Origin of the sequence: Kribbella amoyensis, from assembly GCF_007828865.1 — a bacterium.
Lineage (GTDB): Bacteria > Actinomycetota > Actinomycetes > Propionibacteriales > Kribbellaceae > Kribbella > Kribbella amoyensis.
In genome coordinates, this window is the sequence record NZ_VIVK01000001.1 from 4,222,675 (window position 1) to 4,248,049 (window position 25,375).

The following is a 25,375-nucleotide window of genomic DNA, read 5'->3' on the forward strand; positions in this document are numbered from 1 at the left end:
CGGGGTGGTGGTCGCGCGCTGTTGCGGAAAAGTAATGCGGATGCCGGGCTGCGGTGGGCGAGGACCATGGTCACGGGGAGCGGGGTTCACTACTCTGCGGTTACCTGACCCCTGGGAGGCCAGAAATGAAGCCCGTTGCCGACGGACCGCAGCTCTCCGTACTCAGCTCCCGCAAGGAGCACCTCGCTCAGATGTTCCTCGACCGCGTCGCGGCGACACCGCAGCGCGAGGCCTTTCGTCACCCGGTCGGCACCGAGTGGAAGTCGGTCACCTGGCAGGAGACCGACGAACTGGTCCGCCGCCGCGGCGCCGGCCTGATCGCGCTCGGCGTCGAACCCGAGCAGCGCGTCGCCGTCGCCGCGAACACCCGGCTCGAATGGGTGCAGTGCTACCTCGGCGCCGTCGTGGCCGCGGCCGCGACGACGACGATCTACCCGACCACGATGGCGGGCGACGTCGCGTACATCGTCGCCGACGCCGAGGTCCAGGTCGTCTTCGCCGAGGACGAGAGCCAGGTCGCCAAGCTGCGCGAGCACCGGTCCGAGATTCCCTCGCTGCACAAGGTGATCCTGATCGACGGCGAACCCGAGGAGCGCGACGGCGACTGGGTGATCAGCCTGGCCAAACTCGACGAGCTCGGCGCGCAGTACCTCGACGAGCACCCGGAGGCGGTCGACGACCGGATCGCGCAGATCAAGCCGGAACACCTCTGCACGCTGGTCTACACGTCCGGGACCACCGGACGGCCCAAGGGCGTCCGGTTGCCGCACTCGGTCTGGACGTACGAGGGCGCGGCCGTGGAGGGGATCAAGGTCCTCAGCCCGGACGACCTGCAGTACCTCTGGCTGCCGCTGTCGCACGTGTTCGGTCAGGTGTTGCTGGCCGTCCAGTTCCAGATCGGCTTCGCGACCGCGATCGACGGCCGGGTCGACAAGATCGTCGAGAACGCGGCCGTGGTCCAGCCGACGTTCATGGCCGCCGCGCCGCGGGTCTTCGAGAAGGCGCACGCGCGGATCGTCACGATGATGGAGTCCGAGGGCGGGGTGAAGGCCAAACTGTTCCACTGGGCCTTCGGCGTCGGCGCCAAGGTCTCGAAGCTCCGCCAGCAGGGCAAGGAGCCGAGCGGTGTGCTCGCGGCCCAGTACGCGGTCGCCGACAAGCTCGTGCTGTCGAAGATCCGGGCCCGCTTCGGTGGCCGGATCCGCTTCTTCGTCTCCGGGTCCGCCGCCCTCGACAAGCACCTGGCGGAGTGGTTCCACGCCGCCGGGCTGCTGATCCTCGAGGGGTACGGGCTGTCCGAGACCGCGGCCGGCTCGTCGCTGAACCGGCCCGAGAACTACCGGCTCGGCAGCGTCGGCCCGATCTTCCCGGCGTCGGAGTTCAAGATCGCCGAGGACGGCGAGATCCTGATCAAGGGCCCCGGCGTGATGAGCGGGTACCACAACCTGCCCGAGCAGACCGCCGAGGTGATCGACGCCGACGGCTGGTTCCACACCGGCGACATCGGGCACTTCGAGGACGAGTTCCTCTTCATCACCGACCGGAAGAAGGACCTCTTCAAGACCTCCGGCGGCAAGTACGTCGCGCCGCAGGTGATCGAGGGTCGCTTCAAGATGATCTGCCCGTACGCGAGCCAGTTCCTGGTACACGGCAACCAGCGCAACTTCGTCTCCGCGCTGGTCACGCTCGACCCGGACGCGATCCAGGGCTGGGCCGACCAGAACGGGCTCGGCGGCAGGACGTACGCGGAGATCGTCACCTCCGACGCGGCGCGCAAGATGGTCGAGGGGTACGTCGACGAGCTCAACGCGGGGCTCAACCGGTGGGAGTCCATCAAGAAGTTCACCATCCTCGACAGGGATCTCACCGTCGAGGGCGGCGAGATGACGCCCAGCCTGAAACTCAAGCGCAAGCACGTGGAGACGACGTACGCCGACGTCCTGGACAAGATGTACGACTGAGCTGCCTTGGTGGGGCGGATGCGGGTGCGGCCGGTACGCCGACCCCACGCATCCGCCACCCGCTCGCTCCTGTGCTCGTGCGTGCGGTCGTCAGGTGGTGCCGGGGTCTGTCGGTGAACAGCACCGGCTCTCGGCGCGGACAGGTAGTTGCTTCACGCCCCCATTACCTCCACCTGAAAGCTTCCGTACCCGCCATCCCGCCTCTGCTCCAGCCACACCTCCACTGCCAAACGCTTGTTGGAGGCCGGGCTGTTGTCGGGGGAACGCGGTCGTCCTAGTGTCGTGGGCAGGGCTGCCGGGGGATCGACTTGGGCGGGGCGGCTTTGGGGGTCTTCGTGCATGCTTTTCTGGCGGGTTTGGGGCGGTGGGCCGCTCGGCGGCACTGGTGGGTGATCGGCGGGTGGCTGATCGTCGTGGTGGGGTTGTTCGTGCTGCGGTCGGCTTTCGGCGGGACCTACGTGAACAACTACACGGTGCCCGGCAGCCAGTCGTCGGACGGGCTGAACGTACTCAACCAGGACTTCTCGAAGCAGGGTGGTTACGCGGGGTCGATCGTCTTCCATGCGCAGCAGGGGGAGGTCTCGGCGCAGGGGGCGGCCGTGAAGACCTCGATGGACAACGTGGCCAAGTTGCCCGATGTCGTGTCGGCGGTGGATCCGTTGTCGACCTCGCCATCGCCTTATGTGTCGAAGGACGGGAGCATCGTCAACGCGCCGGTGTCGTTCTCGGTCGTGCCGGCTTCGCTCGACAAGACGTACCTGGCTTCGCTGGACACCGCGGTGAAGCCGGCGCGGGATGCCGGGCTCGAGGTGGAGTACGGCGGGGGCGCCGGCCAGATCGGGCGGCAGGCCGACGACCTCTTGTCGGAGGTGATCGGGCTCGGGCTCGCGTTGCTCCTGCTGTACTTGATGTTCCGCTCGGTCGTGGCGGCCGCGTTGCCGTTGGTCTCGGCGGTGTTCAGCGTCGGCGGTGGGCTCGCCATACTGGCTCTGCTCGCGGCGGTGAAGGAGTTCCCGACAACGGCACCCACCGTGGCCACGTTGCTCGGGCTCGGGGTCGCGATCGACTACGGCTTGTTCATGGTGTCGCGGCATCGCGAGCAGATGGACAACGGGATGGCGGTCGAGCAGTCGATCGGGCAGACGGAATCGACGTCCGGGGCAGCGATCCTCGTGGCCGGCGGGACCGTGGTGATCGCGATCCTCGGCCTGTACGTGTCGGGGGTGCCGTTCGTCGGGGCGCTCGGGTTGTCGTCCGCGATCGTCGTCGCCGTGACCGTGCTCGCGGCGTTGACGCTCATCCCCGCGTTGCTCGGACTGAACCGCCTGCTGGTCCTGAACCGGAAGGATCGGCAGCACCTCGCGGCGGAGCACGATCTCGAGGCGGCTCTCCCGGACGAGGCGGCGGTCGCGGCGCACCGGGCCGAGGAACGGGCTCGCCGTGACGCCAAGCACGAGCAGTCCGCGTTCGCCCGGTGGGGCCGCCGGGTCAGCGCGCGCCCGTGGCCGTACGGGATCGTGGCGACGCTGTTGCTGCTGGTGCTCGCGATCCCGTTGCTGTCCATCAACCTCGGCCAGCTGGACGCCGGGACGGACCCGAAGACGGACTCGAGCCGGAAGGCGTACGACCTGATCGCGCAGGGATTCGGTCCCGGGGCGAACGGGCCGTTGACCGTGGTCGTCTCGCTCGACCAGCAGAACGCGAGTACCAACCAGACCACCCTGAACAACCTGTCCAGCGAGCTCCAGAAGCAACCCGGGGTCGCGGCCGTGCAACCGGCGTCGACCAACTCCGCCGGGACCACGGCCGTCATCACCGTCATCCCGACCACGTCACCGTCGTCGGACGAGACCCAGGACCTGGTGAACCGGATCCGCGACGACGTCCTGCCCGGGGTACCGGACCAGACCTACGTGGTCGGGACCACCGCCGGGTACGTCGACTTCACCGAGAAGGTGTCGGCGCGGATGCTCTGGCTGATCGGGGCCGTCGTGCTGCTCGCGTTCGTGCTGCTCACGGTGGCGTTCCGGTCGATCGTCATCGGGTTGAAGGCGGCCGTGCTGAACCTGCTGTCGGTGGGCGCGGCGTACGGGGTGATCGTGGCCGTGTTCCAGTGGGGCTGGGGGTCCTCGCTGGTCGGGATCGACGAGAAGGTGCCGATCCCGTCGTTCGTGCCGATGCTGATGTTCGCGATCGTGTTCGGGTTGTCGATGGACTACGAGGTGTTCCTGTTGTCGCGCGTGCACGAGGCGTGGACGACGACCCAGGACGCCCACCGCGCGGTGGCGATCGGGATCGGGGCGACGGCCCGGGTGATCACGACCGCGGCGGCGATCATGATCGCGGTGTTCCTCAGCTTCGTGCTGGACGACGACGCGACCGTGAAGATGCTCGCGGTCGGGATGGCGGTCGCCGTCCTGATCGACGCCAGCGTGGTCCGGATGGTGCTGGTGCCGGCCGTGATGACGCTGCTCGGGGACAAGGCCTGGTGGCTGCCGGGCTGGCTGGACCGGATCGTCCCGGACATCCAGCTCGAGGGCGGCGCCGAACCGGAGCCGCAGCCGCGGGAGCCCGCCGGTGTCCCGCCCGGCGGATGAGGCGAAGAAAAGTCGGAGGGCTACGAAACGGTTGTCCTGGGCACATTGCCGGTGGGAGGACGGACAGCCGGTGGGAGTGAGCGGGATGGACGAGTCGTCGTTCGCGGAGATCAACGGTCACCGCGTCGTGGCCGTGCCGCTGACGGCCTCCGGTGGCCGGGTGATCAAGCGGTCCCTCTGCGTGATCTGTGACACACAGTTCGCGGACCGGCTGGCGATCGAGGAACGCCCCTGCCCGGGCATCGCGTTCGGCATCACGGACGCGCGCGGCCACGACCTGTTCGCCGACCCGGACTTCGGCATCCTCTTCTGCACCCGCTGCGAGCTGGTCGCCGTGGACCAGGCCGACCTGAACGGCGAACCCCGCTGCCCCCGCCCCGCCAAGAAGTCCGGCCCCACGGACACTCCCCACCGCGCCAACCGTTCCTCAGACACCTGACGGCGCCCTGGAACAGCCGTCACACTCGCCGCCCCGATCCCGATGGGGTGTCCCAGGTCCCGCCCTGGTGATCAAAGGGTTCCCAACGGTCCGTGCTCGGACAGGGACCGGGGACCGTGACCAGGTCTGGGCCGGGTGGTGGGGCCTGGGGTGGGGGTGGTCCGTAGCATGGGTGGGTGCCGTCGACATTGCCCGAGGGGGAGGTTGCGCCCCGGGACGGGTCGCTGCCGGAGAGCGCTGTTGCCGAGGCCGGCGAGCGGCCTTTCGGGTTCTACCTGCACGTGCCGTACTGCGCTTCCCGGTGCGGCTATTGCGACTTCAACACCTATACCGCCAAGGAGCTCGGCGGCGGTGCTTCGCAGGCCTCGTACGCGCGGACCGCGGTCGAGGAAGTGCGGCTGGCGCGGCGGGTGCTGACCGATCTGGACCGGCCGGTGGACACGGTGTTCTTCGGTGGTGGGACGCCCACTCTGTTGCCGGCCGAGGATCTCGGAGCGATGCTGGCCGCGGTCCGGGACGAGTTCGGGCTGGCCGCGGACGCGGAGGTCACGACCGAGGCGAATCCGGAGTCCGTCGACCCGGCGTACCTGGAGGCCCTGCTCGAGGCCGGGTTCACCCGGGTCAGCTTCGGGATGCAGAGCGCGTCCTCGCACGTGCTGCGGATCCTCGATCGGCAGCACACTCCTGGTCGCGCGCTGCAGGCGGTGAAGGAGGCGACGGCCGCCGGGTTCGAGCACGTGAACCTCGACCTCATCTACGGCACGCCCGGCGAGTCCCTCGACGACTGGCGGCTCTCGCTGGAGTCGGCGCTGTCGGCCGACCCGGACCACGTGAGCGCGTACGCGTTGATCGTCGAGGACGGTACCCAGCTGGCTCGCCGGGTCCGCCGGGGCGAGCTGCCGATGCCCGACGACGACGACCTCGCCGACAAGTACGGGCTCGCCGACGAACTGCTCAGCGGCGCCGGCCTCGGTTGGTACGAGGTGTCGAACTGGGCGCGGACCGACGCGGCGCGCTGCCGGCACAACGAGCTGTACTGGCGTGGCGACACCTGGTGGGGGATCGGGCCGGGCGCGCACAGCCACGTCGGCGGCGTCCGGTGGTGGAACGTGAAGCACCCGACCGCGTACTCCGAGCGGCTGGCCGCAGGCGAGAGCCCGGCGCACGCGCGCGAACTCCTCGACGACGAGACCCGCCGGATCGAACGCGTACTGCTGGAGATCCGCCTCCGCGCGGGCCTGCCGCTCGACGTGCTCGACGAAGCCGGCCGAGCCGCGGCCGGCGAACTCCTCGGCGACCTGCTGGTCCGCGAGCAGGACCACCTGGTCCTCACCCCCCGCGGCCGCCTCCTCGCCGATGCCGTCGTCCGCGACCTCCTGCCCTGACCCCGGCCGGCCCGCCCTCGGCCGGGCCCGCGCGAACCTCCTGACCGGCTACCTCTTCGCCGGATTTGGCGAAAGTGATCAAAACTGATCACAGCCAGCCCGTTGACGACTGCTGCGCGCACCCGGAATGCTATAGCAAACGCTTACTGCCGAGGAGTCGCGATGCCGTCCTTCATCCGCCGACGCCTGCTCCTGCAGGCCGGTCTCGCTGGTTGTGCCCTCACCGCCGTCGACCTGAGACTCGGTACCCCGAGCCGGGCGGCCGACGAGTTCGACACCCTGCGCACGCGCTGGACAGCGATGAACACCGGCGGCGCGATCGATCCCGCCGAGCCCGAGTACGCCGACGCGCTGGCCCGGCTCAGCGCCGACGCCCAAGGGTTCCTCGACACCCTGGACACCAGCGCGACCCGCACCGCGCTCTGGCCGGACCTGCCGCTCGGACCGACGACGGGCAACTTCTCGATCAGCTACACCCGGCTCCGGACGATCGCCCTCGCCCGCGCGACCCAGGGCACCACCTTGTCCGGCGACCCGGCCGAGCGGCTCGTCCAGGCGCTCGACTTCCTGAACGCCAAGGCGTACAACGAGACCCTCCCGGAGACCGGTAACTGGTGGTTCTGGGAGATCGGCGCCCCGAAGGCGCTGCTCGACACCTGCGCGTTCGCGGTCGACCTGCTCGACGCCGACCGGGTCGCCAAGTACCTGCGGGCCGTCGACCGCTTCGTCCCGGACCCGAACCGCCGGACCAACTCCCCGTCACTGCGCGAGACCGGTGCGAACCGTGTCGACAAGGCGCTGATCGTCGCCCTCCGCGGCATCGTCGGCAAGTCCGCCGACAAGGTGGCCGCGGCCCGGGACGCGCTGAGCGACGTGGCCGAAGCCGGCAAGAACAGCGTCTTCACGTACGTCACCAGCGGCGACGGGTTCTACCGGGACGGCTCGTTCGTCCAGCACGGCAACCTCGCGTACGTCGGGACCTACGGCAACGTGGCCCTCGGTGGTGTGGCCAACCTGTTCGCCCTGCTCGGTGGATCGACCTGGCAGATCACGGACCCGAACCGCAGCGTGATCCTCGACGCGGTGGAGGCGAGCTTCGCGCCGTTCGTCGTCAACGGGCTGATGATGGACAGCGTCTCCGGCCGCGCCATCTCCCGGGAACGCGCCGGCGACCATCGCAACGGCCACGGCACCACGTCCAGCGTGCTGCTGCTCGCCGGGGGAGCCGCGGAGCCGTACGCGAGCCGGTACAAGGAACTCGCCAAGGGCTGGATCACCCGTGATCGGCTAAGCGACTACCTCACCGGCGCGTCGATCCCGGAGATCTCCCGGGCCAAGGCGGTCCTCGACGACGCGGCCGTGGTCGCGGCACCGGCGCGACCGCGGCACTTCCAGTTCCACAACCAGGACCGCGTGGTCCATCGGCGCGACGGCTGGACCTTCGCGCTCGCGCTGTCGTCGAAGCGGATGGCGCGGTACGAGTTCGGCAACGGCGAGAACCTGCGCGGCTGGTACGTCGGCGACGGGATGACATATCTCTACAACGACGACCACTCGCAGTACTACGACGCGTTCTGGCCGACCGTCGACGCGCAACGGATGCCGGGCACAACGGTCAGTACCAAGCCCCGGCAACCGCACGGCAGCGGCGGCGGGACCGGGACGACGGCGGCGTACGCCGAGTGGGTCGGCGGGGCGTCGTACCAGGGCCGGGCCGGCGCGGTCGGGATGCACCTGATCAACCACGACAAGTCCTTGCAGGCAAGGAAGTCCTGGTTCTGCCTGTCCGACTCGGTGGTCGCGCTGGGTGCCGGGATCGCGGGCACCGACGGGTACGCCGCCGAGACCGTGGTCGAGAACCGGAACCTGCACGTGGACGGCGTCGCGGCGCTGTCGATCGACGGCACGACGCACCCCGTGGATCAAGGCTGGTCCGGCTCGTTCGAAGGACCACGCTGGGCGCATCTGGACGGCGTCGGCGGGTACCTCTTCCCGGCCGGCGGGACGTTGCGCGCGGCAAGGACCGAGCGGACCGGATCCTGGCGGGAGATCAACACCGGCAACGACACGGCCGGTTCGACGACGCCGATCACCCGGCGGTACCTGTCCCTGGTCCTCGACCACGGCGTGGATCCGGTCGACGGCGGCTACGCGTACATCCTGGTGCCGGGGGCCACCAAGCGGCGGACTGCCGAGCTGGCCCGGGACCCGGGGATCACGGTGCTCGCGAACTCGGCGACCGTGCAGGCGGTCCGGTCCGCTCGCGACCAGCTGGTGCTGGCGAACTTCTGGGCAGCCGGATCGGCGGGTGGGATCACCGCGACCGGGCCCGCGTCCGTGGTGGCCGGGAAGGACGGGCCGACCCTGCGGATCGCGGTCTCCGAACCGAGCCGGACCGTCCAGACCGTCCGCGTCACCGTCGACGAACGCTGCGGCGACCTGGTCAGCAAGGACGCCGCCGTCACCGTCGTTGCCACTGGCAAGCAGATCGTGCTCGACATCGCCGTCGGCGGCAGCCGGGGAGCCACCCACACAGCCACCTTCCGGCGCTGACCGCGGCAGGCGGTCACCCAAAGACCTGACCGCCTGCCCCGTTCACCCACAGACCGTCTCGGGCCGCGCCGATCTGGCGCGGTGCCGAAACGTCGCAGTACTCCGCAAGCACCCGGGGTCGGCACCCGAGCCGGCCGGGTCGCCGTGTGCTGGCACCACACCTGGAGGTTCTGATGCCGCACGTCCGACCCACTCTTCGCCGGCAGCGAAGGACAGTCTCCGCCCTGGCCGCGGTCCTCACCCTGGCCGACGTCACCGCCGTCCACGCGTCCGCAGTACCGGCCACGGAGACGATCACCGCGACGGCCTCGCCGGCCGCGGAGGTCAACCACACCTTCGTGATCCAGGCGTTGCCCTCGGCAAGGACCACCGAGCTGGACCGCACCCAGAACTCGCTCAGCAACACCGAGCTGCGGTCCACCGGCTTCTACCTGCCCGCGGCGACCGCGCTCAACGTCGTCGTGCACGACGGCAGCCTGCTCCCGACCCTCGTCGTCGGAGCCCCGGACGCCGACGCCCGCAAGGAGTTCAAGGCACCCCGGGAGTACCAGCTCCGGGTCGGCCGCAACACCGTCATCGACGCGGGTGGTGGCGTCGTCTACCTGAAGCTGATCGGCAGCACCGGCCAGGCCAAGGTCAGCCTCGGCGACCAGGCCCGGCCGATGCCGTACTTCGTCCTCGGCCGCACCACCGAGGCCGAGTTCCAGCAGCAGCTCGACGAGCGGACCACCCCGTACGTCGAACTCGTCGCACCGCACACCATGATCACCGTCGAACGCGAGTCGGCGCTCAAGTTCCGCACCGAGAACCACGCCACCCTGCTGTCCACCTACGAGGACATCGTCCGGATCGAGGACGCGCTGAGCGGGTTCGACGGATCCTCGTCGCTGCACGCCCGGCAGGCGCACCCGTACCATTTCGTCGGCTACCCGGCCGCGATCACCGGAGTGGGCGCCTACGCGACGCACGGGCACATGTCGTTCCCGCCGCCGATCCAGGACCGGATGCTCACCGTCGAGGGCCTGCGCACCCGGGGCTGGGGGATCTACCACGAGCTCGGGCACCAGCACCAGCAGATCACCTACAAGCCGAGCTCGCTCACCGAGGTCACGGTCAACCTGTACTCGCTGGCCGTCAACGCCGAGTTCGCCACCAAGTACGGGCAGGTGCCGAGGTTGCACGCCCCGGACGCGAAGACCGGACTGACCCCGTGGCAGAGCGCACCGGGCAAGCTGCGGCAACCGGGCGTGAACTACGGCACCACCTTCGATCCGTACGAGAAACTGGTGATGTTCGAGCAGTTGCGGATGGCCTTCGGCCCGGACTTCTGGCCGGGGCTGCACAAGCTCGTCCGGGTCGAGCGGCCGGCTGCGGGCAGCTACACCGACGAGGCCTTGCGGCTGCGCAACTTCGTCGTGCTGACCAGCCGGACCGCCGGGTACGACCTGAGGGACTTCTTCCAGGCCTGGGGATTCCCCGTCGACGCCGAGGCGATCAGCCAGCTCGACGCGCTCGGCCTCACCCCGCCGCCGGTCGACCCGACCACCCTCCGGCAGACCCCGCCCAGCTGATCACACCGAGAAAGGACGAAGGCACCCACCGGGTCGAGGTGGGTGCCTTCGCCGTTCTGGGGAGGAGCTCAGCCGCGGAGGAAGAGCTCGATCACGACGCTGTCGACGTCCGGCGCCCGGTTGGGCAGCTTGAGCGTCAACGTGTTGTCCGGCAGCCCGGCCAGGTACGTGTGGCCCGGCTCGTGCGGATCCACCTTCACCCGGCGGACCTCGGAGGCATCGTGCAGGAACTGCGCGTACTCGACCCGGTCGGCCAGACCCGGCAGGTGGAGATGGCCCATCGGCCAGGCGAAGACGTGCAGGTACAGCCGGTTGCCGTTCTGGGTGAAGCGGCAGTCCGCCGGCGGGACGTGGACGCTCGGCCCGCAGCCACGGATCGAGCGTTCGTGCAGCCGCATCCAGGCACCGATCCCGGCCAGGACCTCGAGCGCCCGCGGTTCCCAGGCGCCGCGGCCGTTCGGGCCGACGTTGAGCAGCATGTTGCCGCCCTTCGACACCGAGTCGACCAGCATCCGGATGAGCAGCGCCGGCGACTTCCAGTCGTGGTTGTCACGGTGATAGCCCCAGCTGCCGTTGAGCGTGTGGCACGCCTCCCACGGCACCTGCGTACCGTTGCCCGCGGCCACCTCGTTGCCCGGCGGCTGTACCTGTTCCGGCGTGGTGAAGTCGCCCTGGCCGAGACCGAGCCGGTTGTTCACGAGGATCCCCGGCTGCAGCTCCCGGGCCATCGCGAGCAGCTCGGCGGACCGCCACTCGTCCGGCCCCTTCGCGTTGAACCCACGACCGGCGTAGGAGAAGTCGAACCACAGCACGTCGATCTTCCCGTATTCGGTGAGCAGCTCGCGGACCTGCCCGTGCAGGTAGTCCGCGTACTTCGTGACGTCGCGGTCAGCGGTCCGGTCGATGAAGTCCACGTCGTCGCGCTGCGGGTGGTAGAGGTCGACGGGGAAGTCGGGATGGTGCCAGTCCAGCAGCGAGTGGTACAGCCCGATCTTGAACCCGCGGGCACGGAACGCCTCGACCATCGGGGCGAGCAGGTCCTTGCCCCACGGCGTCTTGGTCGCCTTGTAGTCGGTGAGCGCCGAGTCCCACAGGCAGAACCCGTCGTGGTGCTTGGTGGTGATGACCAGGTACCGCATCCCGGCGGCCCACGCGTCCTCGGCCCACTGCTCGGGGTCGTACAGGTCGGGCTCGAAGTGGTCGAAGTACGGCTGGTAGTCCTCGTCGGTCAGCCGTTCGTACGACTTCACCCACTCGTGCCGCGCGGCGGCCGCGTAGATGCCCCAGTGCACGAACAACCCGAGCCGGGCCTCGGTCAGCCAGCTGGTGTCAGCGGTCATCGCGGCGACGCACCGCCCAGCGCCTGCTCGAACTCGCCCCGGATCTTGTCGCCGCCGTCCTTGGCCCACTTCTTCACCGCGGCGTCGAACGCCGTCATCGGCTTGCGCCCGGCGATCACGTCGTTGCGGACGTCGGTCAGTGCCTGGCCCAGGTCGCCGCCGGACTTGTCGTCGGTCGGCGAGATCAGGTTCGCGGTCGGGTCCTCGACCACCAGCGCGATCAGCTTGCCGAGGTCCGCGTGCGCCTTGTCGACGTACGTCGGGTCGTCGGCGTTGAACAAGGTCTGCGGAGGACCGGCGATGTACTTCCACGGCACGGTCAGCTCGGCCTCGCCCTTGGCGTTCTGCTTCGGGTTCCCGTTCGCGTCCCGGGTGAAGTCCACGCCCTCGACGCCGTAGCTGAGCAACAGGTTCTCGGTACTGCCGAACGGGGCGGCGAAGAAGTTCGCGACGCCGAGCAGCTCCTTCACGCGGGCCTCGTCGGCCTTCTTCATCAGGGTGTACGCGAACAGGATGTTGTCGGACCAGGTGACCGCCTTGCCACCGGCCGGCGCGATCGGGACGAACGCGCGCGGGTCGTTCTTGGCGTCCAGCCGGTGCATGTCCTTCACGTAGTCCGGGTACGCCGGGAACCCGTCGTACACGAAGGCGCCCTTGCCGGCCTTGAACGCGTTCTTGCGGGCCTGGCTGTCGATCCCGTCCGAACCGGGCACCACGACGCCGGCCTTGACCAGCTGGACAGCGAACTCGAGCGCGGCCTTGTACTGCTCGGTCTCGAAGCTACGGACCAGCTTGCCGCCGTCGGAGCGCCAGCCGTTCGGGACGCCGAACATGTGCTGGATCATCGTGAAGAACGTGTTGCCCTTGGAGTTCACGATCGCCCAGCGGCCCTGCTGCGGTTTGGTCAGCGCCTTGCACGCGGCGAGGAACTCCTCGGCCGATGTCGGGTACCCGACACCGGCCTCGTCCAGGTGCCGCTGGTTGTAGAACCCGGAACCGCCGGTGATGCTGCGCGGGATCGGTAGGCCGTACAGCTTGTCGTCCACCACGCACGCCTGCCAGACGATCGCGGGCACGTTCGCCAGGTTCGGGTACTCCTTGACCTTGTCACCGGACAGGTACGGGGTCAGGTCGGCGCACTTCGCGGCCAGGAACGCGGGCAGGTTGTTCACCGCGGCCGGGTCGGCGAGCAGGGTGAGGTCGGGCAGTTCGTTCGCGGCCAGCACGGTCTGGAACTTCGTCTCCCAGTCGCTCGCCGGGACGATGGTCAGGTCCAGGCTGCCGCCGAGCTTGCGTTCGACCTCCTGCCAGGCCGAGTTCTTGTCCTTCGACGGCGGCAACGGGTCGAAGATGTTCGTCATCACGCTGACCTTGCCGCCGGACAGCGGGGGCTTCTCGACCGTGGTGACCAGGTCCTTGGGATAGACCCGGTACCCCGGCGGGACGCCGTCGGCGGTGCCGGGCAGGTCCGGCTTCGGACCCGCGAACGCGACGTAGGTCGGCAGGGTGAGCGACGAGGCGCGGGCCGTCCCGCCGGCCGCGCCGCCGCTGCTGCAGGCGGCGAGCGTGGGGACACCGATCGCGCTCATCGCGGCGACGCCGACCGCACTGCGCAGGAAGCTGCGCCGGCTGAGGCCCGCCGGCCGGGAGGTGGGGGTGGTCACGGTCTTTCTCCTAACCCTTGATGGCACCGGTGAGGACGCCCTTGGTGAAGTAGCGCTGGAGGAACGGGTAGACACAGAGGATCGGGACGAGCGCCACGACGACGACGGCCATCTGCAGCGCCTGGATCGAGGCGACCGCCTCGCCGGGGGACTCGGCCCCGGCGCCGACCGGCTGGCCCTGCAGGACGTACAGGCGCAGCACCAGCGGCAGCGGCCACTTGTTCGTGTCGCTCAGGTAGAGCAGTGCGTTGAAGAACGCGTTCCAGTGCCCGACCGCGTAGAACAGCGCGACCACGGCGAGCACCGCCTTCGACAGCGGCAGCACGATCCGGACCAGGATCGCCAGATCCCCGGCGCCGTCGATCCGGGCGCTGTCGATCAGTTCCTCGGGAATGTTCTGGAAGAAGTTGCGCAGGACCAGGAAGTTGAACGCGCTGACCAGGCCCGGTATCACCAGCGCGGCGTACGAGTCGTACAGGCCGAGCTGCTTGACCAGCAGGAAGTTCGGGATGATGCCGGCCCCGAACAGCATCGTGAACAGCACCGTGGTGAGCACGAACCGGCCGGCCACGATCGGCCTGCTCAGGCCGTACGCGAGCCCGATCGTGACCACCAGGTTGAGCACGGTCCCGATCACGGTGATCCCCGCGCTGACCAGTAGCGCGTGGCTGACCACCCCGCCCGCGAAGATCGTCCGGTACGCCGCGAGCGTCGGCTCGCTGGGGAACAGCGGGATGATGCCGCCGCGCCGGACGATCTCCGGCTCGCCCGCGAAACTGGTCGCGACGATGTTCACGAACGGGTAGAGCACGACCAGGCAGACGACGACGATCGCGACCGCCTTGGCGGCCAGGCCGAACCGGCTCGGTGGCTCCATCCACGGTGGCCGGTTGGACGGCCGCCGCGCCTTCGTCGACCTGTCCGCTCGGCGCCGGCCATGACGGCCGGCGGCGTGATCGGCCGCGCCGCCGGCTTGGCCGTTGACCTGGGTGGTGCCTGGGCCGGCGGCCGCGTCGGGATGCTCGGTGCGGAGACTCATCGACGGTAGATCCCTTCGTGGCCGAACCGGTGGGCGAGTTTGTTCGCGCCGAGGATGAGCACGAGCCCGATCAGGCCCTTGACCAGGCCGACCGCGGCCGCCGATCCCCACTGGCCGTCCAGCACACCGTGGAAGTAGACGTAGGTGTCGAGCACCTCGGCGGCGTCCGCGCCGACCGCGTCTCGTTGCAGCAGGATCTGCTCGAAGCCGACCGACAGAATGCTGCCCAGGTTGAGGATCAGCAGCAGCAGAATCACCGGCACGATCCCGGGCAGCGTGACGTGCCAGAGCCGGCGCCAGCGGTTCGCGCCGTCGATCGCGGCCGCCTCGTAGTGCGCGGTGTCGATGTTCAGCAGCGCGGCCAGGAAGATGATCGTGCCCCAGCCGGCGTCCTTCCAGATCAGCTGCAGTGTCACCAGCCAGGGGAAGAACTCCGGGCTGGTCATCAGGTCGACCCGCGGCAGCCCGAGCTCGCCGAGCAGTTGCGGGAGCAGCCCGGTCCCGCCGACGAGCTGCTGGCTGATCGAGATCAGGATCACCCAGCCGATGAAGTGCGGCAGGTACACGACGCTCTGAACGAACCGGCGCAGCTTCGAGCTGAGGATGCTGTTCAGCAACAGCGCCAGCGCGATCGGGGCAGGGAAGAAGAGCACCAGCTGGAGGAACGCGAACTTCAGCGTGTTCAGCAGCGCCCGGTAGAAGTCCGGCTCGCCGAACACGGCGAAGTTGCTCAGCCCGGCCCACGGACTGTCCCGGAAGCCGAGGTACGGCTGGTAGTCCTGGAAGACGATCACGTTCCCCAGCAGCGGGACGTAGTGGAACACCACGAAGAACAAGAACCCGGGCAGGACCAGGAGCAGCATCGTCCGGTCCCGCCGCAGCCGGGTCCCGAGGCCGGGCCGGGCCGGGGCGGGCGTCGCGCCGTCCGGTCGGGTGAAGAGGCGCATGACCCTCCTCCTGATAGAAAACGTTTGCTATCTGCGGTGGGAGCAACTTAGGAACGCCAGGTGGCGCGTGTCAAGGAGATGCGCCCGATCAGTCTTGACCAGTAGGCCGAGCGAAGCTTAGGTTTTCAGCAACCGTTTACTAGGAGTGATCCGTGCCGAATGACCAAGCCGCCTTGGCCGGGGCGCGTCCCCGCCGGCTGCGTACGCTCGTGGCGATGTCCGAACCGACCCGGGCGGAGCTCTTCTCGTCCGCCCTGTCCGAACGCCTCGAGCGGGTCGCCGACATCGCGGCCGGTGGAGCCATCGGCTCCTTCGCCGCGGCGGCGGACGAGCTGGCCGAGGCCGAGGTGCTGCTGACCGGTTGGGGCTGCCCGCCGATCACCGCCGAGGTGCTCGACGCGGCGCCCAACCTGCTCGCCGTGGTGCACGCGGCCGGGACGGTGAAGACCTTCGTCGACCCGGTGGTGTTCGAGCGGGGCATCGCGGTGTCGTCCGCGGCCGCCGCCAACGCGGTCCCGGTCGCGGAGTTCGCGCTGGCCGCGATCGTGTTCGCCGGCAAGCGAGCGTTCCGGCACCGGGACTGGTACCGGACCTCGCACGTGAAGCGCCCGCTGCCGGGTGCGCCCGTGATCGGCAACTACGGCACGACGATCGGCCTGGTCGGGGCGTCGCGAACCGGCCGGCTGGTCCTCGAGCGGTTGCGCGGCCTCGACGTCGACGTACTGCTGAGCGACCCGTACGTCGACGAGGTGGACGCGGCCCGTCTCGGTGCGCGGTTGTGCGACCTGAAGACGCTGTTCGCGCAGAGCGACGTGGTGAGCCTGCATGCCCCGCTACTGCCCGAGACCGAGCGCCTGGTCACCGCTGAGCTGCTGGCGGCGATGCCGGACGGGGCGGTGCTGATCAACACGGCCCGCGGTGGTCTGGTGGATCAGGTGGCGCTGGAACGCGAGTGCGAGTCGGGCCGGATCGACGCGGTCCTCGACGTGACGGACCCGGAGCCGCTGCCGGCCGACTCACCACTGTTCCGGCTCGCCAACGTCTTCGTCACCCCGCACCTGGCCGGTGCCATGGGCAACGAAGTTCGCCGGTTGGGCGAGGCCGCGGTCGCCGAGCTCGAACGCCTCGCCGCCGGGCAGTCGATGGTCCACGCGATCCGGGCCGAGGATTTCGGGCGGATCGCATGACCGTCCGGAAGGTGGGCGGCTCGCTCCGCCTGCCCGCGCCCGACCGGCTGCTGTCCGCGCGTACCGGGTACACGCGGGAGACCTGGCTGGCCGTCGCCGATCACCTGCTCGACTCGATGATGCCGTGGTTCTCTGCCGGGGCGGCGCAGGTCAGGTTGCCCGGGCGGGGGAGTTGGTCGGGCGCGACCTGCGACGGGCTGGAGGGCTTCGCCCGGTCGTTCCTGCTGGCCGCGTTCCGGATCGCGGCCGACGAGGGTCGCGGCTGCGAACCACTCATCGAGCGGTACGCCCGTGGTCTGGTCGCCGGTGCCGACCCGGATCACCCGGAGGCGTGGCCGCGGCTCACCCCTTGCTCGCAGCAGATGGTCGAGGCCGCGGCGATCGCGGTCGCGCTGCACGAGTCCCGCGCCTGGCTGTGGGACCAGCTGGACCCGGCGGAGCAGCAGAAGGTGGTCGACTGGCTGTCCGGCTTCGTCGGCTCGCGGACCTGGGACAACAACTGGCGGCTGTTCCAGGTCGTCGGTGAGCAGTTCCTCGCCTCGGTCGGCGCGCCGTACTCGAAGGACGACATCGAGGGCGGCCTGGAGCGGATCGAGGACTGGTATGTCGGGGACGGCTGGTACACCGACGGAGATGGGCAGAACTACGACTACTACATCGGCTGGGCGATGCACCTCTATCCGGCCCTGTGGACCCGGATGGCCGCGGCCACCCCGGGCACGGAGTACGAGGATCGGCTGAAGGTCTACCGCGAGCGGCTGCATCGCTTCCTCGAGGATGCGGTGCACCTCGTCGGTAGCGACGGCGCTCCGGTGCATCACGGGCGCTCGCTCTGCTACCGGATGGCCGCGGTCGCCCCGTACTGGACGGGCGCGCTGCTCGACGCGACCCCATTGGCTCCGGGAGCGACGCGGCGACTGTGTTCGGGTGTCCTGCGGCATTTCGTGGACCACGGCGTACCGGACGGGCGCGGGCTGCTGTCGTTGGGGTGGCACCACAAGTTCCTGCCGACGACGCAGCCGTACTCCGGTCCGGGCTCGCCGTACTGGGCGTCGAAGGGGTTCCTCGGCTTGCTGCTGCCGGCCGATCACCCGGTCTGGACGGATCGCGAGGCCGCGCTCCCGGGCGACGAGGGCGACCAGGTCCGCGCGATGGCGGCACCGGGTTTCCTGGTCCACAGCACGCATCACGACGGCGTGGTCCGCCTGCTCAACCACGGCAGCGACCACGCGTCCCCGGGGAAACCAGGTGAACCCGAGCCGGCCGCCGATCCGCACTACGACCGGCTGGCGTACTCGAACCACACGGCGCCGGAAGCCGCACCCATCGCGTCCCGGAATCGCATCGACAACCACGTCGCGATCGTCGGCGCGGACGGTACGACGAGCCACCGCGGCAGCATCAACCGCATCGGGGCCGGCGGGAGCTACGCGTCCTCGTGGTCCCACGCCTGGTTGCCGGACCGTGGTCCCTGGCGGATCGAGACCGCCTCGGTCGTTCACGGGGCGTGGGAGATCCGTTGCGTCCTCGTCGACGGTCCCGGCGGCGTCGTAATCCGGCACGGGGGATACGCCCTCGCCGCCGAGCAACGCCCTGACGCTGTTACCGGCGGATCCGGCCGGCCGTGGGCGCACGTGATTCGTGCGGACGGGCTCGCCTCGGCCGTCGTCGGGCTGCACGGGTACGACGGTGCCGCGGTCTGGCGGGACCTGGACGCGAACGCCTTCGGCCCGCACTCCGCGACGCCGTACCTGGTGCGCGAGGTGCATCCGGGAGGTCCGCTGGTCCTGGTCTCGGCGGTGATACTGTCCGGCGACACGGTATGGCCGGTCGCGATGGCCGAGAGTGTCGAGGTGGCCGTGGACGGCCTGCGGGTCGACGTGGAGTTCGCCGACGGCGCGGGTGCCGTCGTCCGCCTCGGTGCGGTGGCGGACGGGCCGCGATGCCTGGTGCGAACGGCCGGTGGACAGGAGGAGGTGGTCGTGGATGGCGGCGGAAACCCCGCGGCCGCGGGCGAAACGGCGTGATCCCGAGGCCGCCCGGACCATCCGCGACGTGGCCGCCCGGGCCGGCGTGTCCACGGCGACCGTCTCCCGTGTTGTCAACGGCAACTATCCCGTCGCCGCCTCGACCCGGGCCGCGGTCGAACGGGCGATGCGCGAGCTCGGCTACGTCGCGAACGCGCACGCCCGGGCACTGGCCGGGTCCACCACCCGGGTCGTCGGCATCGTCGTCAACGAGATCGTCGATCCGTTCTTCGCCTACATCGCCCGCGGCGTCCAGGCCGAGGCGGTCGCGTCCGGCCGGCTCTGCCTGGTCTGCTCGACCCAGGGCGACCAGGCGGCCGAGCTGAAGTTCGTCGACCTGCTGCTGGAGCAACGCGCGGACGCGGTGATCCTGGTCGGCGGCGCGGTCGAGGACAAGGAGTACTTCGCCGCCGTCGACCACCGAGCCCGGCAACTCGGTGCCAGCGGCTCCAGCCTGGTCCTGTGCGGGCGTCCCGGCCTCGCCTCCGACGCCCCGGCGTACGCGGTGGAGTACGACAACACCGGCGGCGCGGCCGCGATCACGGACCACCTGCTGAACGCGGGGCACACCCGGATCCTGTACCTCGGCGGCCCGACGGCGCTCTCCACGACGACGGCGCGGCTGCGTGGGTTCGAGCAGGCGCTCCGGGCCCGGGGCCACGAGCTCGATCCGGCACTGGTCCGGACCGGGGCGTTCGGGCGGCAGTTCGGGTACGAGCAGACCCTGCGCGCGATCGACGAGGGACTCGACTTCACCGCGATCTTCGCGGCCAACGACATCGTTGCCGCGGGCGTCTATGTCGCCCTGCGCGAACGCGGCCGGTCGGTCCCGGCCGACGTCTCGGTGGTCGGGTACGACGACGTCCCGGTCGCGTCCGAGCTCCAGCCGGCGCTGACCACCGTCCGGGTCCCGCTCGAGGAGCTCGGCCGCGCCGCGGTCCGGGCCGGGCTGTCCGGGCTGGAGAAGAACGCGGACCCGTTCGCCCATCAACGGCCGGTCACCACCCTCGGGACCGTGGTCGTCGTCCGCGACTCGGTCGCACCACCGCCACGCTGACCCTTCGTGGTCGAAGGAGGTCGTCGCCGACGGTCTGCCGACAGCCGTTTCTCGTCCGGACAAACCAGAGAACTCCCTGGTAGGCAAGCACTCCGTCATCGATCTGGTGCACACCGTGACGACCGGCCCGGCTATGTACTGACGTAGCGGGTCACATGTCTCAGAGTGACGGTGTGGTCCTTGACACAGTCCGCGACCGCACCTCAGGATCGGGTCACTTTTCCTTCGGGAGAACGCTCTCAACCCGTCCGAAACTCAGGGAGCTTCGTAATGCGGCCCAGTGCCCGCTGTCGCACCGCAGCCGTCGCCCTTGCCTGCAGCCTCACCCTGCTGGTCTCGGCCTGCGGCGGCAACGACCCGTCCGGCGCGTCCGACGACGCCGACGGTCCCAGGATCGAACTGACGATCGCCACCTTCAACGAGTTCGGTTACACCGAGCTGTACCGCGAGTACGAGGCGCTGCATCCGAACGTCCGGATCACCGAGCGCCGCGCCGCGACCGTCGACGCCCACATCGCGAACCTCGAGACCAACCTGAGGTCCGGGTCGGGGATGGCCGACATCGAGGCGATGGAGGTCAGCTGGATCTACAAGTACCTGGCCAAGGCGGACAAGTTCGCCGACCTGCGCCAGTACGGCGCCGACGACGTGAAGAACCGCTGGCTGGACTGGAAGCTGTCCGGCGCGACCACCACCGACGGCCGGATCATCGGTTACGGCACCGACATCGGTCCGGAGGCGATCTGCTACCGCCGCGACCTGTTCGCCAAGGCGGGGCTGCCGACCGACCGGGCCGAGGTGGCCAAACTCTTCCCGGACTGGGCGTCGTACTTCTCCTACGGCCGCCGGTTCAAGGCGAAGGTGCCGAACTCGGCCTGGTACGACTCGGCGGTGCTCACCTGGGAGGCGATGCGCAACCAGCTGATCCAGGCGTACTACTCCAACCAGGACCGCTACCTCGGTGACGAGAACCCGCTGCTGAAACGCACCTGGGACCAGATCGTCGCCGGTACCGCCGACGGGCTGTCCGCCAAGCTTCCGGCCTGGAGCGACGCGTGGACGAAGGCGTTCCGGACCGACGCGTTCGCCACGATGGCCTGTCCGGGCTGGCTGCTCGGCGTCATCCAGGACAACGCGGGCGCCTTCGGCAAGGGCAAGTGGGACGTGGCCGACGTGTTCCCGGGCGGCGGCGGCAACTGGGGCGGCTCGTACCTGACCGTCCCGACCCAGTCGTCCCAGCCGGCCGAGGCGGCGAAACTGGCCGCCTGGCTGACCGCGCCCGAGCAGCAGATCAAGGTCTTCCAGAAGGTCGGCTCGTTCCCGTCCACCACGGACGCCTACGACGACGAACAGGTGAAGAAGCAGGTCAACGAGTACTTCAACAACGCGCCCGTCGGCGAGATCTTCATCAACCGGGCCCGCACCGTCATCCTCAAACAACACAAGGGTCCCCGCGACGGCGAGATCAACCAGGTCTTCACCGAAGCCCTCGCCCGCGTCGACGAAGGCCGACAGAGTCCAGCAGCCGCCTGGAAACAAGCCCTCCGCACAGCCGAGAGAACAGCCACCACCCGCCCCACCAACTAGTGCCCCGTCCTGCGTCGGTCCGGTGGGATGGGGTGGGGCGCGCGTACTCCGGCGTGCCTGGTGGGGAATCCGGGGTGGCGGAAAGTGGCAGGAAATTCAGGTTCTGGCTGGTTCGCGTGGGGCGGGTGCGGCTGGGAATGATTGCGCCGGGGGGCGTACTACCTTTGGAACGTCACGATCAGGCTGGGAGGTCCCATGACGGTTGCTGGGCAGAACGGTGGGACACCGACCTTGGAGCAGGTCGCCGCGCTGGCGGGCGTTTCGCGAGCGACGGTTTCGCGGGTGGTGAACGGGTCGCCGAAGGTCCTGCCCGACACCGTCGCCGCGGTGGAGCGGGCGATCGGCCAGCTCGGGTACGTACCGAACCGGGCCGCGCGCGCTCTCGTCACCCGGCGCACCGACTCGGTCGCGCTGGTCGTCCCGGAGCCGGACAGCCGGGTGTTCTCGGATCCCTTCTTCGCGGGCATTCTCCGCGGGGTCAGCATGACGCTGGCGCCGACCTCGTCGCAGTTGGTGCTGCTGATCGAGCCCGCCGAGGGTGACGACCAGCGGTTGCTGCGGTACCTGCGCGGCGGGCACGTGGACGGCGCGATCATCGTCAGCCACCACGGGCGCGACAACGTCTTGCAGGAGCTCGCGCAGTTGCCGTTGCCGATCGTGTTCAGCGCTCGCCCGCTCGGTGTCGACAAGGCGGTCGCGAGCGTCGACGTGGACAACGTGGCCGGGGCCCGGACCGCGGTCGAGCACCTGGTGTCGATCGGGCGGAGCCGGATCGGGACGATCGCCGGTCCGCTCGACATGACCGCCGGTCTGGACCGCCTGACCGGCTACCGGCAGGTCGCCAAGGAGGCCGGGTTCGCCGAGGCCGTTGCCTATGGCGACTTCACCGCGGACGGCGGTGAGCAGGCCGCCCTGAAGCTGTTCGACGAGCACCCGGATCTGGACGGGTTGTTCGTCGCGTCCGACCTGATGGCGACGGCGGCGTTGCGGGTGCTGTCGCAGAGCGGGCGGCGGGTACCGGCGGACGTGGCCGTGGTCGGGTTCGACGACTCGGTGGTGGCCACGACGACCACGCCGAAGCTCACCACGGTGCGGCAGCCCGTCGAGCAGTTGGGTGTGCGGCTGGCCGAGATCGTGCTGGCCAAGATCAGCGGTGCGCAACTGACGAGTCCGGAGATCTTCACCACCGAGCTGATCGTCCGCGGCTCGGCCTGATTGCTGTGCCCCGCGGCAACTAGGTGTACCCGGTCATGAGGTTGGTTGCAGTCGGGTGATGGGTGGGTGTCCTCCGAGTGCGGTGTGTGGGCGTTGAGTGTTGTAGGACTCGAGCCAGGGTGCAAGTGCGGCGGTGCGTTCGGTGTTGGTGGTGAAGACCTGCCGGTAGGCCCACTCTGTTTGCAGGGTCCGGTTGAGGCGCTCGACCTTCCCGTTCTGCCAGGGGCAGTGGGGTTTGATGAATTTCTGGGTGATGGCGTGGGTGGCGCAGACCTCGCGCAGTGACCAGCGGTAGGACCAGGCGTTGTCGGTCATCAACCGTTCGATCCGGGTGATGCCGTGCGCGGCGAAGAAGGCGATGGCGCGGGTCAGGAAGCCGGCGCAGGTGGGGCCTTTCTCGTCGGGCAGGATCTCTGAGTAGGCCAGCCGGGAGTGGTCGTCGACGAGTGAGTGCACGTAGTCGAACCCGACCCGGGTGCTGCGGTCGCGGCGGGTCGAGGCGCTGGCGCGGCCGTGTGCGCGCCAGCCGCCGCCGTCGGGGATCCGGCCGATCTTCTTCACGTCCATGTGGACCAGTTCGCCTGGCCGGTCCCGCTCGTACCTGATCGCGGTGGTCTTGGAGGCCCGGATCACCTGACCGGTGATCGGGTCACACACGGCCAGATGCGGCACCCGGTGGCGGCGCAGGATCCGCGACACCGTCCGGGCCGGTACCCCGGTCTGGGCCGCGATCGGTTCCGGACCGAGCCGCAACCGCTCCCGCGCGTCCAGGACCCGCTGCTCGACCTCGGCCGGCGTACGCCGCGGACACCGATGCGGCCGCGACGACCGGTCCCGCAGACCCGCCTCGCCTTCAGCCTCGTACCGATCGAGCCAGGTCTTCACACACTTGCGCGACACACCCATCGCCTTCGCGATATGCGCCTGCGCCCACCCGGCCCGGTGCCGCTGCACGATCAGCAACCGGCCATGAAACGTCGTACGCGCGTTACGGTGGGACACGAGAACCTCCGGTGAGTGTGAAGCCTTCGACAAGCCACACCCCAACCGGAGGTTCTCCTCACGTCAACCCCACCCCACCTGCCACCAACGTCTCGACCCGGTACAACTAGGGCGGGTCGTTCTGGAACTGGAACTGCACCCGGACCGAGTCGTTCAGCGGGACCACCAGCGTGGTGTTCGACCCGCTCCAGTTCTGCGGGACCAGGAACAGCCGGTTCTGGCCGACGACGAGCAGCCGCAGCCCGCGGTACCGGTAGTGGAAGGTCTGCCCCGCGCCCGGTCGCAACGCGGTCTCCTCGATGCCGGGGGAGCGGAGCTGGAGCCGTTCCTTCGTGTCCAGGATGACGACCGGGAACTGACCGAGGTCGGCCGCGTGCGCCTTCGCTAGCCCACGTCCGGAGTACTGCGCGGTGGTGGCCGTCGCCCAGAACGCGCAGGTCGTGGTGACGATGGCGAGCAGCACGATGAGGACCACGGGTGGCCGGAGTTCGGCGGTCCTCGCGGCCAGGTACGACAGGTACGCGAGGGCCGCCGCCGCGAGGCCGATCACGACCGGCACCACCAGCGGGTAGTACGGGAGGTCGCCGGCGAGCGGGTACGCGACGAGGACGAGGACACCCAGGACGAGCACCGCCAGCGCGATCCGGCGGGCTCGGCGAATGCCGGTCGCGGACGGGCGGACCGCGGTGTGCAGGACCACGCCGGCGACCGCGAGCAACGTCAGCGCGAGCAGAGGCACCAAGAGCGGTTGTGGGCTGCGCATCACGTAGTCCTGGGTACTCAGGCCGATCGTGTCGACGTCGATGCCGAAGTACTCGTACTGCGCCCGCGCGCTGACGTAGCCGAAGTAGAACAGCAACGCGCTGACCACCGTGATCGGGGCGACGATTCCGGCCGCGAAACTCGCCCAGCGTTCCAGCTGGGACCGGTCGTCAGCCACCCGAGGCGCCGGTGGCAGGGTCGGACGGCGCGTCCGAGGGCGAGCTCGACGGCGACTCGGAGGTCGCCTCGGAGGGCGTGGCCGTACCTGGTGATCCGCTCGTCGAGCTCGGCGCCACGCTGGGGGTCTCGCTCGGACCGACCGTCGGATCGGGGACGAAGGTGATCTGGCTGCCGGGCTGGTCGCCGACGAGGGTGTCGCAGTCGGACTGGGTCGCGCAGACCGCGACCGCCTCGAGGATCAGGGTCACCGGTTCGTCCTCGGTCCCGCTCTGCACCTGCCGGACCCCGATGTAGCAGGGGCGGAAGTTCTGCTCCTGCCAGTCGACGTTGATGCAGGGACGGTCGTCCGGCCGGCAGGCGCTCTGGTCGAACCGGAAGATGCCGCCGGGTTCGAGCGCCCGGGCCCCGGTCCGGATCGCGGTCCCGGCCGGGATCGGATTGCGGCCGAGCCAGTTCACCTCGGCGCACTGGTACTCCCCGTCGGCGTCGACGTCGCCGCCGATCGGGGCGTTCGCGAGCTGGATCGACGGCTTCTGCCGCGTCGGTTGCGTGGTCTCCGGCTCGGTCGGTTCGAGGGTGGGTTCGGTGGTGTCCTCCGTCGTGGGTCCACCGGTCGTCGGCGCGGTCGTCGGCGCGGTCGTCGTGGTGTCCGAGGTCGTGGGTGAGTCCGTGCCGTCGGTCCCGTCGCCCGTGCTGTCGGTACACGCCGCGGCCAGGACCAGCAGGACCGCGATCACGAGTGCTCCGAGCCGTCTGCCCACCGCGACCACCCCCTCTCAGAATGACGCTGAGTGGTGGCCCGGGACAACAGCCGACGGCCTTCTTTGTTCACGCTCCGCTGCGACGTCTGTCCCTCGCGGTC

Annotated in this window: 18 protein-coding genes; 11 read left to right on the forward strand and 7 right to left on the reverse strand. The window is 69.6% G+C overall.

Going from position 1 to position 25,375, the window contains the following annotated elements; translation table 11 throughout:
• The first annotated feature begins 125 nt into the window (after nucleotides 1–125).
• The 6 genes from FB561_RS19995 (at nucleotide 126) to FB561_RS20020 (ending at nucleotide 10,506) form a co-directional block, all read left to right on the forward strand.
• Nucleotides 126–1,961, forward strand: a complete 1,836-nt coding sequence (locus tag FB561_RS19995; RefSeq protein ID WP_145808804.1) for an AMP-dependent synthetase/ligase — start codon at nucleotides 126–128, stop codon at nucleotides 1,959–1,961.
• A 356-nt stretch (nucleotides 1,962–2,317) separates the two neighbouring features.
• Nucleotides 2,318–4,558, forward strand: coding sequence for an MMPL family transporter (locus FB561_RS20000; protein ID WP_170284724.1), 2,241 nt, complete (start codon nucleotides 2,318–2,320; stop codon nucleotides 4,556–4,558).
• A gap of 85 nt (nucleotides 4,559–4,643) precedes the next feature.
• Nucleotides 4,644–4,997, forward strand: coding sequence for a hypothetical protein (locus FB561_RS20005; RefSeq protein ID WP_145808808.1), 354 nt, complete (start codon nucleotides 4,644–4,646; stop codon nucleotides 4,995–4,997).
• A gap of 176 nt (nucleotides 4,998–5,173) precedes the next feature.
• Nucleotides 5,174–6,382, forward strand: coding sequence for a radical SAM family heme chaperone HemW (gene hemW / locus FB561_RS20010; protein WP_145808809.1), 1,209 nt, complete (start codon nucleotides 5,174–5,176; stop codon nucleotides 6,380–6,382).
• A gap of 162 nt (nucleotides 6,383–6,544) precedes the next feature.
• Nucleotides 6,545–8,935 carry a polysaccharide lyase 8 family protein gene (locus FB561_RS20015; RefSeq protein WP_145808811.1) on the forward strand — a complete coding sequence of 797 codons (2,391 nt, stop codon included), beginning with the start codon at nucleotides 6,545–6,547 and terminating at the stop codon, nucleotides 8,933–8,935.
• A gap of 173 nt (nucleotides 8,936–9,108) precedes the next feature.
• A complete protein-coding gene (locus FB561_RS20020; RefSeq protein WP_202880680.1) occupies nucleotides 9,109–10,506 on the forward strand; it encodes a M60 family metallopeptidase in 1,398 nt (465 codons plus the stop codon).
• 68 nt (nucleotides 10,507–10,574) lie between these two features.
• On the opposite strand, the gene FB561_RS20025 is transcribed toward FB561_RS20020, so the two are convergent.
• Genes FB561_RS20025 through FB561_RS20040 form a run of 4 tightly spaced genes read right to left on the reverse strand, consistent with a single transcriptional unit; the run spans nucleotide 10,575 to nucleotide 15,496 of the window.
• Nucleotides 10,575–11,846 carry an alpha-L-fucosidase gene (locus FB561_RS20025; RefSeq protein ID WP_145808813.1) on the reverse strand — a complete coding sequence of 424 codons (1,272 nt, stop codon included), beginning with the start codon at nucleotides 11,844–11,846 and terminating at the stop codon, nucleotides 10,575–10,577.
• Nucleotides 11,843–13,510, reverse strand: a complete 1,668-nt coding sequence (locus FB561_RS20030) for a type 2 periplasmic-binding domain-containing protein (RefSeq protein ID WP_145808815.1) — start codon at nucleotides 13,508–13,510, stop codon at nucleotides 11,843–11,845. The genes FB561_RS20025 and FB561_RS20030 overlap by 4 nt, the downstream gene beginning before the upstream one ends.
• Nucleotides 13,511–13,520: 10 nt before the next feature.
• The gene (locus FB561_RS20035; protein ID WP_238334921.1) at nucleotides 13,521–14,549 is read right to left on the reverse strand and encodes a carbohydrate ABC transporter permease; all 1,029 of its coding nucleotides are present in this window, start codon (nucleotides 14,547–14,549) and stop codon (nucleotides 13,521–13,523) included.
• On the reverse strand, nucleotides 14,546–15,496 hold the full coding sequence (locus tag FB561_RS20040; protein ID WP_238334922.1) for an ABC transporter permease: 951 nt from the start codon (nucleotides 15,494–15,496) through the stop codon (nucleotides 14,546–14,548). Before FB561_RS20040 ends, FB561_RS20035 begins: the two co-directional genes overlap by 4 nt.
• Before the next feature lie 215 nt (nucleotides 15,497–15,711).
• Between FB561_RS20040 and FB561_RS20045 the strand changes: the two genes are divergently transcribed.
• From FB561_RS20045 to FB561_RS20065, 5 genes are all read left to right on the forward strand, one after another.
• Nucleotides 15,712–16,683 carry a hydroxyacid dehydrogenase gene (locus tag FB561_RS20045; RefSeq protein ID WP_145808817.1) on the forward strand — a complete coding sequence of 324 codons (972 nt, stop codon included), beginning with the start codon at nucleotides 15,712–15,714 and terminating at the stop codon, nucleotides 16,681–16,683.
• Nucleotides 16,680–18,710: a DUF2264 domain-containing protein gene (locus FB561_RS20050; RefSeq protein ID WP_145808819.1), complete on the forward strand. Its 2,031-nt coding sequence runs from the start codon at nucleotides 16,680–16,682 to the stop codon at nucleotides 18,708–18,710. Before FB561_RS20045 ends, FB561_RS20050 begins: the two co-directional genes overlap by 4 nt.
• Complete coding sequence (locus FB561_RS20055) at nucleotides 18,670–19,767, forward strand: LacI family DNA-binding transcriptional regulator (RefSeq protein ID WP_145808821.1); 1,098 nt, start codon at nucleotides 18,670–18,672, stop codon at nucleotides 19,765–19,767. Before FB561_RS20050 ends, FB561_RS20055 begins: the two co-directional genes overlap by 41 nt.
• Before the next feature lie 270 nt (nucleotides 19,768–20,037).
• Nucleotides 20,038–21,354: an ABC transporter substrate-binding protein gene (locus FB561_RS20060; RefSeq protein ID WP_145808823.1), complete on the forward strand. Its 1,317-nt coding sequence runs from the start codon at nucleotides 20,038–20,040 to the stop codon at nucleotides 21,352–21,354.
• A gap of 195 nt (nucleotides 21,355–21,549) precedes the next feature.
• Nucleotides 21,550–22,569 carry a LacI family DNA-binding transcriptional regulator gene (locus tag FB561_RS20065; RefSeq protein WP_145808824.1) on the forward strand — a complete coding sequence of 340 codons (1,020 nt, stop codon included), beginning with the start codon at nucleotides 21,550–21,552 and terminating at the stop codon, nucleotides 22,567–22,569.
• 33 nt (nucleotides 22,570–22,602) lie between these two features.
• Here FB561_RS20065 and FB561_RS20070 read toward each other — a convergent pair whose 3' ends face one another.
• From FB561_RS20070 to FB561_RS20080, 3 genes are all read right to left on the reverse strand, one after another.
• Nucleotides 22,603–23,571: an IS481 family transposase gene (locus FB561_RS20070; RefSeq protein ID WP_145808826.1), complete on the reverse strand. Its 969-nt coding sequence runs from the start codon at nucleotides 23,569–23,571 to the stop codon at nucleotides 22,603–22,605.
• 106 nt (nucleotides 23,572–23,677) lie between these two features.
• Nucleotides 23,678–24,511 (reverse strand): hypothetical protein, encoded by an 834-nt coding sequence (locus tag FB561_RS20075; RefSeq protein WP_145808828.1) that lies wholly within the window; start codon nucleotides 24,509–24,511, stop codon nucleotides 23,678–23,680.
• The gene (locus FB561_RS20080) at nucleotides 24,504–25,274 is read right to left on the reverse strand and encodes a hypothetical protein (RefSeq protein ID WP_145808829.1); all 771 of its coding nucleotides are present in this window, start codon (nucleotides 25,272–25,274) and stop codon (nucleotides 24,504–24,506) included. Before FB561_RS20080 ends, FB561_RS20075 begins: the two co-directional genes overlap by 8 nt.
• Nucleotides 25,275–25,375 lie beyond the last annotated feature (101 nt).